This is a genomic window from Fodinibius halophilus (assembly GCF_011059105.1).
In the GTDB taxonomy this organism is placed as follows: Bacteria; Bacteroidota; Rhodothermia; order Balneolales; family Balneolaceae; genus Fodinibius; species Fodinibius halophilus.
In genome coordinates this window covers 1-8,889 of record NZ_JAALLS010000040.1, presented here as the reverse complement: position 1 = coordinate 8,889, position 8,889 = coordinate 1, and the positions used below count along the sequence as shown (strand labels likewise).

9 protein-coding genes are annotated in these 8,889 nt (G+C 36.5%); 7 read left to right on the top strand and 2 right to left on the bottom strand.

Going from position 1 to position 8,889, the window contains the following annotated elements:
• From G3569_RS17740 to G3569_RS17710, 7 genes are all read left to right on the top strand, one after another.
• Window positions 1-1,229: AAA family ATPase (locus G3569_RS17740; RefSeq protein WP_165271429.1), on the top strand; the 1,229-nt coding region annotated here is incomplete at its 5' end.
• Between the two features lie 3 nt (window positions 1,230-1,232).
• The gene (locus G3569_RS17735) at window positions 1,233-2,036 is read left to right on the top strand and encodes a site-specific DNA-methyltransferase (RefSeq protein WP_165271428.1); all 804 of its coding nucleotides are present in this window, start codon (window positions 1,233-1,235) and stop codon (window positions 2,034-2,036) included.
• A 90-nt stretch (window positions 2,037-2,126) separates the two neighbouring features.
• On the top strand, window positions 2,127-3,221 hold the full coding sequence (locus G3569_RS17730) for a DNA methyltransferase (protein WP_165271427.1): 1,095 nt from the start codon (window positions 2,127-2,129) through the stop codon (window positions 3,219-3,221).
• Window positions 3,222-3,296: 75 nt separating this feature from the next.
• The gene (locus G3569_RS17725) at window positions 3,297-3,779 is read left to right on the top strand and encodes a hypothetical protein (RefSeq protein WP_165271426.1); all 483 of its coding nucleotides are present in this window, start codon (window positions 3,297-3,299) and stop codon (window positions 3,777-3,779) included.
• 12 nt (window positions 3,780-3,791) lie between these two features.
• Window positions 3,792-4,271, top strand: a complete 480-nt coding sequence (locus tag G3569_RS17720) for a helix-turn-helix domain-containing protein (protein ID WP_165271425.1) — start codon at window positions 3,792-3,794, stop codon at window positions 4,269-4,271.
• A gap of 4 nt (window positions 4,272-4,275) precedes the next feature.
• Window positions 4,276-4,713, top strand: a complete 438-nt coding sequence (locus tag G3569_RS17715; RefSeq protein ID WP_165271424.1) for a hypothetical protein — start codon at window positions 4,276-4,278, stop codon at window positions 4,711-4,713.
• A gap of 27 nt (window positions 4,714-4,740) precedes the next feature.
• Complete coding sequence (locus tag G3569_RS17710; RefSeq protein ID WP_165271423.1) at window positions 4,741-7,659, top strand: restriction endonuclease; 2,919 nt, start codon at window positions 4,741-4,743, stop codon at window positions 7,657-7,659.
• 99 nt (window positions 7,660-7,758) lie between these two features.
• On the opposite strand, the gene G3569_RS17705 is transcribed toward G3569_RS17710, so the two are convergent.
• Both G3569_RS17705 and G3569_RS17700 read right to left on the bottom strand, forming a co-directional pair.
• On the bottom strand, window positions 7,759-8,124 hold the full coding sequence (locus tag G3569_RS17705; protein ID WP_165271422.1) for a hypothetical protein: 366 nt from the start codon (window positions 8,122-8,124) through the stop codon (window positions 7,759-7,761).
• 145 nt (window positions 8,125-8,269) lie between these two features.
• The coding region (locus G3569_RS17700; RefSeq protein WP_165271421.1) for a hypothetical protein at window positions 8,270-8,889 on the bottom strand (620 nt) is incomplete at its 5' end.

The following is an 8,889-nucleotide window of genomic DNA, read 5'->3' as shown; positions in this document are numbered from 1 at the left end:
AACTGGGTGTCCACCAAAATGTAGCAAGTTCACTAAGTTCACGCAAAGATAAGATTATTAAATTACTAAAAGATGAAGAATGGAAAGGCGAAGTTGCCCCTATCGAACTTGCTGTAAAGGACAAGTTAAATAAGTTAGCTCAGGAATATCATGAGCAAATTAAGTCTTATAAAAATCTCAAAGAACAAAAAGAAAGGGATAAGCTTAGAAAAAAGATCAACAAATTATCGGCTAAGAAAAAGTTGGGAAGAAAGTTTCACACTATCCAAGCCATTATTCAGAAACAACGCAAGATTAAACTCTTTAAAAAGGCATGTGAAAAGCTAAAATCAAAACCTATCAGCGACAAAGTCAGAAAACTTGGAGGTGTTATTGCTAATGAAATTGAAGATGAATTAAAAGATTACTTAAGAATTTTCAGAGTAGCACATTTACCTTTTGAGGTAAAAGGAAAAGCAAGATCTGGGGAAACAAAAAGTGAAATGAACTTAATGAATGAACATGATTTGCCTCCAGAAGATATATTAAGCGAGGGCGAACAAAATTCCGCATCTTTAGCTTATTTTTTATCTGAAATTAGCCATGCAGATCATAATGGCACGTTAGTTTTTGATGATCCTATTTCTTCACTAGATAGTTTCCGGTGTGAATATGTTGCCGAGTTAATAGGAGACTTATGTGAAGAAAGGCAAGTTATAGTATTTACTCATGACATGTTTTTTCTTCACCTTTTATTGCATCAAGTTTCAAAAAGGTCAATACCAAACAAGACTTATTATGTAAAAAGAACAAGTCAGTACGCTGGAGTAGTAGAGGATAATCTACCATGGGAAGCAAAGCCAATTAGTGAGTCATGGTTAAGTGTCCTAAAAAAGGACTTTGAAAACTTGGATGGTATGTTTGAAAAAGTTGATACTGATAAATATCGATACCACGTTGATTCATTTTATCAGAGGCTTAGAAAAGGTTGGGAAAAGTTGGTTGAAGAAGTTTTATTTAAAGGTGTCATAAATAGATTTGATCACATGATCCATATTAGCCGAATACAATCCATGGATATCTCTGAAGCAAGTTTACAAAAAGTAAAGGACTCATGGTCTAAATGTTCGCGTTTTGTTCATCATGATTCAGTATTTGCTAGGCTTTCAACGCCTCGACCAAATGAAATAAAGCAAGACTTAGATCTATTTATTGAATTAGCTAAAGATTTAAAAGAAATAGAAAGTTAATATATGCCCGAACAACCTGAAAAGCTCGATTTAACATCGATGGACGTAACTGAGGATAAGAAACGGAAGTTAAAACAACTATTCCCTGAAGTATTCAGAGAGGATAAAATTGATTTTGATCATTTAAAACGTGTCCTCGGTGAATGGGTGCCAGAAAAAGGCAGAGAACGTTTTGGCTTACAGTGGCCAGGTAAAGCAGAGTGCATGAAAATTATCCAGCAACCCAGTATAGCCACGTTAAAACCTAACCGTGAAGAGTCGGTAAACTTTGATAATACCGAAAACCTCTTTATTGAAGGAGACAACCTAGAAGTGCTTAAGCTTCTTCAGAAGAGCTACTTTGGGAAGGTGAAAATGATCTATATCGATCCCCCTTACAATACCGGTAATGAGTTTATTTACCCTGATGATTATGGTGAGAACCTAAATACCTACTTGGAATATACCGGTCAAAAAGATGGAGAAGGTAATTGGCAGACGTCTAATAAAGAAACGGAGGGGCGATTCCATTCAAAGTGGTTAAATATGATGTATCCCCGGCTTTTTTTGGCAAAAAACTTACTGCAAAAAGATGGGGTTATATTTATTTCAATTGATGATCATGAAGTAAATAACTTAGTGAAAATATGTGAAGAAATATTTGGTGAAGAAAATCACTTAGCAACAATTGCAAATATCAACAATCCCAAAGGAAGATCTGATGACAAACATTTTGCCACTGCTCATGAATATATATTAGCATTTGCAAAAAATGTTACAAAGGTGGATTTAAAGGGATTTGAACCAGGGGAGAAAATTACAAAATGATATAATAAAGTTGACGAAAACGGTTTTAAATATAGGGAGATTGATTTACGAAAAACTGGTGATGCTGATCTGAGAGAAGACCGACCGGACATGTTTTACTATTTCTATTATGATGAACAAGAAGAAGAATTAATAATTTCAAAAGAAAAGAAGGAATTAAAAGGTTTTCGTGAAATAATACCATTGAGAGAAGATGGTAGAGAGGGTCGATGGAGATGGGGTTATGACACAGCATCAGAAAGAATTGATGAATTAATTGCTCGTTTTATGCCAAATCGAGAGATTTGGGGAGTTTTTGAAAAAGATTATTTAAAGGATAGAGATACAGTAACACCTACAACTTCTTGGACTTTCAAAAATGTTAATAGTGAAAGAGGTAGTGAACAGTTTATTAATCTTGGGTTTAGAAAAGAGATTTTCCCAAGACCCAAACCTGTTGGAACACTGAAAAGATTGCTACAGATAGGTGCAAGTGATGATGATATTGTGCTTGACTTTTTCTCTGGCTCTTGTTCAATGGCGGAAGCTATCTTACGAAAGAATACGGAGGAAAACACTTCTATAAAATATATCCTCGTACAATTACCTGAAAAATGTGAAGAAGATAGTATACCATATAAAGAAGGATTTAATACTATTTCTGAGATTGGTAAAGAGCGAATTAGAAGAGTTGGAAATAAGATTAGTCAAGGGGAATTAGACTTAGAAGAAAGTCAAACAGAACTTGAGCTTGAACCTTCAAATCAGGAGTCTCAAAGTCATGACTTAGGCTTTAAAGTATTCAAGCTTGACAAATCTAATTTCAAAGTATGGGATTCTCCAGAAGTTGATATTGACCCCGGTGATTTGGAAGAACAGTTAGATGTCTTTGCTGATCATATATCCCCTGAAGCAGAACAAGAAAGTATCCTATATGAACTTATCCTCAAATCCGGCTATCCCCTAACTACTTCTATCGAAGAAAAAGAGTTAGATGGTAAAACCATTTATAGTATTCATGATGACGCCTTACTCATTTATCTGGATGATGATCTTACTTTTGAAATTTTGGATCAAATGGCAGAAATGGAACCAAATCGTGTAGTATGCCTGGATAAAAGTTTTAGTGGCGAACAAGCAGATGCGCTGAAAACCAATGCCGTGCAACTCTTTAAATCCCACGATATAGCCTTCAGAACGGTATAAAATGGTTTTGGGAACGTTGTAGGAAATAACTACATTTAAGAACTGTCACAATCGTGACGAAAAATAGTATTATAAGTGAATCGTTCATTTGAGTTAGTTGAATTTTTCAGTGGCCGAAAGGCAACATTTTATACCGTCTTATTTGACGGAGAAGAATTAACTGAAGGAGATAAATTTTTAAATAATGAACAGGTCAAACAAAATCGGGCTTTTAAAGACCTCAAGCACTATTTCTTTAACATGCTCGAAAAATTTGGAGCTCAGCAACAGTTCTTTAAGCACGAAGGCCGTCAACATGATATGGTGAGAGCCTATTATGTACGGCGTGAGAATCTCCGGTGGTACTGCGTGTACTGGAGTCGAGAAATGGTCATCTTTGGCAACGGTGGCGTAAAGAAGGTAGCAAAAACCCAGGATGATGAACATCTAAAAGAGTCAGAATATGCTATGCGCTGGGTTAATCAATGCATCGAACAAGCCTTCGATGAAGGTCGTTTTGGTGTAGATTATGACGGAAAAATAACCGGTGTAACCACTTTCAACGCAGAAGAATTTTAAACGAGGGAAACAATGGACAAGCAAAAGACAAAACAAATTCGCGAAGAGTTTAAACAACTCGAATCTCCCAATGCACGATTGATCGATAAGCAAATGGAGATTTCTTCACAAATTAGCCGCTACTTGCAACAGCAGGGATTAACACAGAAAGAATTAGCCCAAGAAGCGGATATTGGCGAATCTCAGCTTTCTGAAATCATGCGAGGAGAAGGAAATCCAACTTTAAAAACATTGGTTAAGCTTGAACAAGCCTTGGATGAAGATATTATTGTAACTCCATCTTTCCATGAGAAACATATGAGTCAAAAAGGATTTGCCAGTTTCTCAACGAAGCGTGAAGCAAAATTTCAGGCAAGGGAAACTGTGGTATCAGTTGTTTCGTGTGGAGGTTCTTGGCAAATTAAAAGAAGTGCAAACCCTGCTAAGAATGAGATAAGTGAAGTTAATGTTGGTCAAATTGATGAAGAAAACTTAGTACCCTCTTACAGTTAATTTTATGAGTACAGAACAAAGTAATCCTATAAGCTTTGGGCTTGAAAGCTTCGAAGTGTTATCTTATTCCTTCGAAAAGCCTGAAAAGAATATCAGAAAAGATCGAATTGGGTATAACATCCAATTTAGAACTGGTGGCAATCCTGATAACAACCAATTTTGGATCGATATCAAAGCAACAGGCCAATATGGCAAACAAGATCCTATTGTATTAGGAGAAATAGTTACCCGTTCTGTTTTTTACTTAGAAGATTCAGAAACACTTTTTAATGAGGATGGTACAATTACCATACCTGATCAAGTTATAACTACACTTCTAAGTATTTCATACTCTACAACCCGAGGAGCTTTTGCTACAAAAGCTGAGGGTAACATTCTTTCTGAAGCTATTATGCCTCTGGTTGATCCGAAACAGTTGCTCGCATCCAGAGAGACTGAATAATCATCTACAAAAAGCTATTCCTTCCTTATGAAGTTTAAGTTTGATCCCAATCTTGAATATCAGCAAAAAGCGATTCAATCCATTGTTGATATTTTTGACGGACAACCTTTAGGTCAGAGTGAATATGAAGTAAGTCTGAACGAACAGGTTGGATTTATTGAGCAAAATGAATTGGGAATAGGTAATAACTTGCTCATCTCTGATGATAAATTGTTAGAGAACGTTCAAACGATTCAAGAACGCAATAAAATTCATCCGGTTCCTGAGTTACAAGGAAAGGACTTTTTAGACGGGAAGAATTTTACTATTGAAATGGAAACCGGTACGGGTAAGACTTACGTCTATCTACGGACTATTTTTGAACTCCATCAAAAATATGGATTTAAGAAATTCATTATTGTAGTACCTAGCGTGGCCATTCGGGAAGGCACCATAAAAAGTCTGGATATGATGAAAGAGCATTTTGCTAAGCTCTATAATAATCCGGCTTATAACTACTTTATGTATGACTCTTCCCCAGCTGGCATCAATGAGGTTCGTCAATTTGCAAGTAGCAATGAGCTGCAAATAATGGTCATTAACATTGACTCCTTTAACAAGGATACCAATGTGATGTTTAAAGAAATGGACCGGCTAAGTGGCCGCCAGCCTATTGACTTCATCCAGAACACCAATCCAATGGTTATTATGGATGAACCACAAAACATGGAGCAGGAAGCCTCGAAAAATGCAATCAGAAGCTTAGATCCTCTCTGTACATTTCGCTATTCCGCCACCCATCGTAATATGTATAATCTGATGTATAAGCTTGACCCGATTAAAGCTTATGAGTTGGGATTAGTAAAAAAGATAGAGGTTGCTTCAGTAGTTGCAGAAGATAGTTACCACGCAGCTTATATAAAAGTTCGAAACATCAAGAACCAAAACGGCACGCTTAAAGCATATCTGACTATCCATAAGGATACTGAAGATGGTCCAACCGAAGGAAACACAACAGTCACGCATGGAGATGATCTCTTCGACAAATCCAACCAGCGCACCGCATACCAGAATGGTTATAAAGTAGCTGAAATAAATGTCCGCGAAGGTAGTGAATTTGTTGAATTCAGTAATGGAAAACGTTTTGGTATTGGGGATTCCCAGGGAGGATTGACTGATGAGGTTATGCGTTATCAGATCCGTACAACTATTGAAGAACATCTGGAAAAGGAAAAGAAGATCAAAGATAAGGGACTTAAGGTGTTATCTCTTTTCTTTATTGACAGCGTTGCTAACTATAGAGACTATGATGAAGATGGAATTCCCCATCCCGGTAAAATTCAGCGTTGGTTTGAAGAAGAGTACAAAAAATTAACAGAACAGCCTTATTACAAAGATGTCATCCCCTATTCTGTTGACCAGGTCCATGATGGATATTTTGCCCAAGATAAAGATGGAAAGATTAAAGATTCATGGGAAAACCGATCAGTAAGTGCCGATGAAGACGCTTACAATCTAATTATGAAAGACAAAGAGCGATTATTGTCGCTCGATGAACCTCTTCGATTTATATTTAGCCACTCAGCCCTTCGAGAAGGCTGGGATAATCCTAATGTATTCCAGATTTGTACGCTTAACGAATCCAAATCTGAAATGAAAAAGCGCCAGGAAATTGGCCGAGGTTTACGGATACCCGTTAATCAAGAAGGTGAACGTGTTTTTGATGATCGTATAAACCGTGTAACCATTGTAGCTAATGAAAGCTATGATGATTTTGCTACCCAGCTTCAAAATGAATATGAAGAAGATGCCGGTATTACTTTCGGTATGGTTCCAAAATCGGAGTTTATAGGCTTATCTCGTACCAAGGATGAGAAAACAGTTAAGCTTGGAGCCGACGAATCCGAAAAAATATGGAAGCAACTACAAGAAAACGGATATTTATCTGAAGAAGGGGCTATTCTATCTACATTCAGCCCTGAAAAAGAAGATTTCACGCTCGATCTTGAGGATGAACATCAAGAATTTGAAGCTGAAATTATCGATGCTATCCGTAAGTATGACTTTAACAACCAGGTTAAAAAGAAACGGGATCGGCGTGAGCTTAAATTAGATAAGCAAGTTTATGTGAGTGATGATTTCCGTGAGCTTTGGGATAAAATAAATACCAAAACCAGATATCGGGTTTCTTATGATTCCCAAAAGCTCATTGATAAAGCAGTAGAAGAAATCAAGAAACTGCCTAAGATTGAAAAAGTTAAGATTCATACTTACAAGACGGAACAAGATATTACGCACTCCGGCATTGAATCTACCATTGTAGGTCAGCGCATGGATGAAGTGGAGACAGCCCGTTATCTACCCGATATCATCGCTTACCTGCAACGCCAGACTGAATTAACTCGATCAACGCTTGTCAGAATTCTAAAGAAATCTGATAGATTAGTTGAGTTTAGAAATAATCCGCAAAAATTTATGGATGAGGTAGCATCTACTATTAATGCTACGCTAAAAGACATGATGTTAGATGGCGTTAAATATGAACAAATCGATGGTCAAATTTATGAAATGCACCTATTTAAGGAGGAAGAATTGGTCAGCTACCTTGATAATTTGGTAAAGGTGCAAGACCACAAGTCGATTTATAATTATGTAGAAATTGATTCCCAAGTCGAACGAAGATTTGCTGAGCAGTTAAATGAACGTAAAGACATTAAGCTATTTGTTAAGCTTCCTCGCAAATTTAAGGTTGATACGCCTATCGGAAAATATAACCCGGACTGGGCTATCGTAAAGAAGGCAATGTATGGGGAGAAGGAGAAAGTTTATTTGGTAAAAGAGACCAAAGGCTCAACGGATAAAAGCCAGCTTCGTCCTTCTGAATGGGCTAAAATCCAGTTCGGTAAGAAGCACTTTGAAGAAATTGGTATCGATTACGATTGGGTATCGAGTGCTGATGAAGTGTAGCTTTGAATGGCAACCATTAATTCTATAAATAAACCATCCAGCATATAAAATAAAAAAGGCAGTCAAATATGACTGCCTCAGACTCATTCCTTACCTGAGTTACATTTTCGAAATTTTTTCTTGAAATCTACTTTTGAATTTATTTGCAGTTTCCTCTACGCCCTTGGGTATATAGGCATTTCCTCGGTTTACTGTAACGTCAATATTTTTATTGTCAGTTTTTATTCTTACTTGTGCCGTGATACCTACAACTGAAGTACCAAAAGCACCAAACTGTACAATTCCATTCTCAGGATTAAACTCAGTAACTTCTGGAAAATCCATCGATTTGCCTACCTCTACAGCGGCTTCAAGAATACGAGCTCTATCCTCAATTTTCTGATCAGTTTCAATTGTGTGGGTCACAGAAGGAAAAGTGGCACAACTAATTAAAAGAATAAATGGAATAACTTTTAAGATCTTCATGAAAGAATATTGTAGTAGTTTAAATTATTAATTAATAAATTTTTATCGGTTGATTTATCAAAAAGTTAAGATTGAATAATTCCAAAAGTTCAAGAAGTAGTGAAAACGTTTTCTCTCACTACAGAAATATCTTCTTGTACTATCATCAGAGTTGGCTGTGATGAACCCACCCTTTTTTAGTAAGAATGAGCCTTTCTTTTCTATCACCTTTATACCTACTAAGACTTTGTACTTCACTGGCCCAAGGTTCTACATTTTTTAACTTTGGCCTAAACTTTACTGTAACAGATTTAGGACCTATTGGACTTTCTTCAGGCATCGTAAAGTTGAGTATTTTATCAACTTCTACATCGGCAACTTTAAAATAAGACCGCGTAATAAATCCTCCTCCCTTTAAGCTAAATAACTTTTCCCCTTTTGGAGTTAATTCAAGCTTTAAGCCTGACATTTCTTTAGTGCTCCCAAACATAAGCTCTTTTTTACCTACTGTTTCCTCGGCCTGAATAATACCTGCTTCTTTAAGTTTAGATAGTTGATCTGAATGCCTCTTATAACTTGAAGTTTCGTACCCTATAAACTGAGGAAAATCACCCTCTAAACCCAATGAGTTCACAGAAATAGTAACCGGATCATTTTTTAAATAATTGTTTATAGCTTTGGTGAAATTTTCTTCATTAGCATCTTGAGGATCGTTACATGCGTTTAGTGAGAAACTTATTACTAATAATAGTAGTGAACTTGCTACATTTTGGTGGACACCCAGTT

What these genes read in the sequence shown, in the direction of transcription:
- G3569_RS17705 (WP_165271422.1), bottom strand. Translation starts at nt 8,124, where the DNA reads ATGAAGATCTTAAAAGTTATTCCATTTATTCTTTTAATTAGTTGTGCC.
- G3569_RS17730 (WP_165271427.1), top strand. Translation starts at nt 2,127, where the DNA reads ATGTTTTACTATTTCTATTATGATGAACAAGAAGAAGAATTAATAATT.
- G3569_RS17720 (WP_165271425.1), top strand. Translation starts at nt 3,792, where the DNA reads ATGGACAAGCAAAAGACAAAACAAATTCGCGAAGAGTTTAAACAACTC.
- G3569_RS17710 (WP_165271423.1), top strand. Translation starts at nt 4,741, where the DNA reads ATGAAGTTTAAGTTTGATCCCAATCTTGAATATCAGCAAAAAGCGATT.
- G3569_RS17735 (WP_165271428.1), top strand. Translation starts at nt 1,233, where the DNA reads ATGCCCGAACAACCTGAAAAGCTCGATTTAACATCGATGGACGTAACT.
- G3569_RS17715 (WP_165271424.1), top strand. Translation starts at nt 4,276, where the DNA reads ATGAGTACAGAACAAAGTAATCCTATAAGCTTTGGGCTTGAAAGCTTC.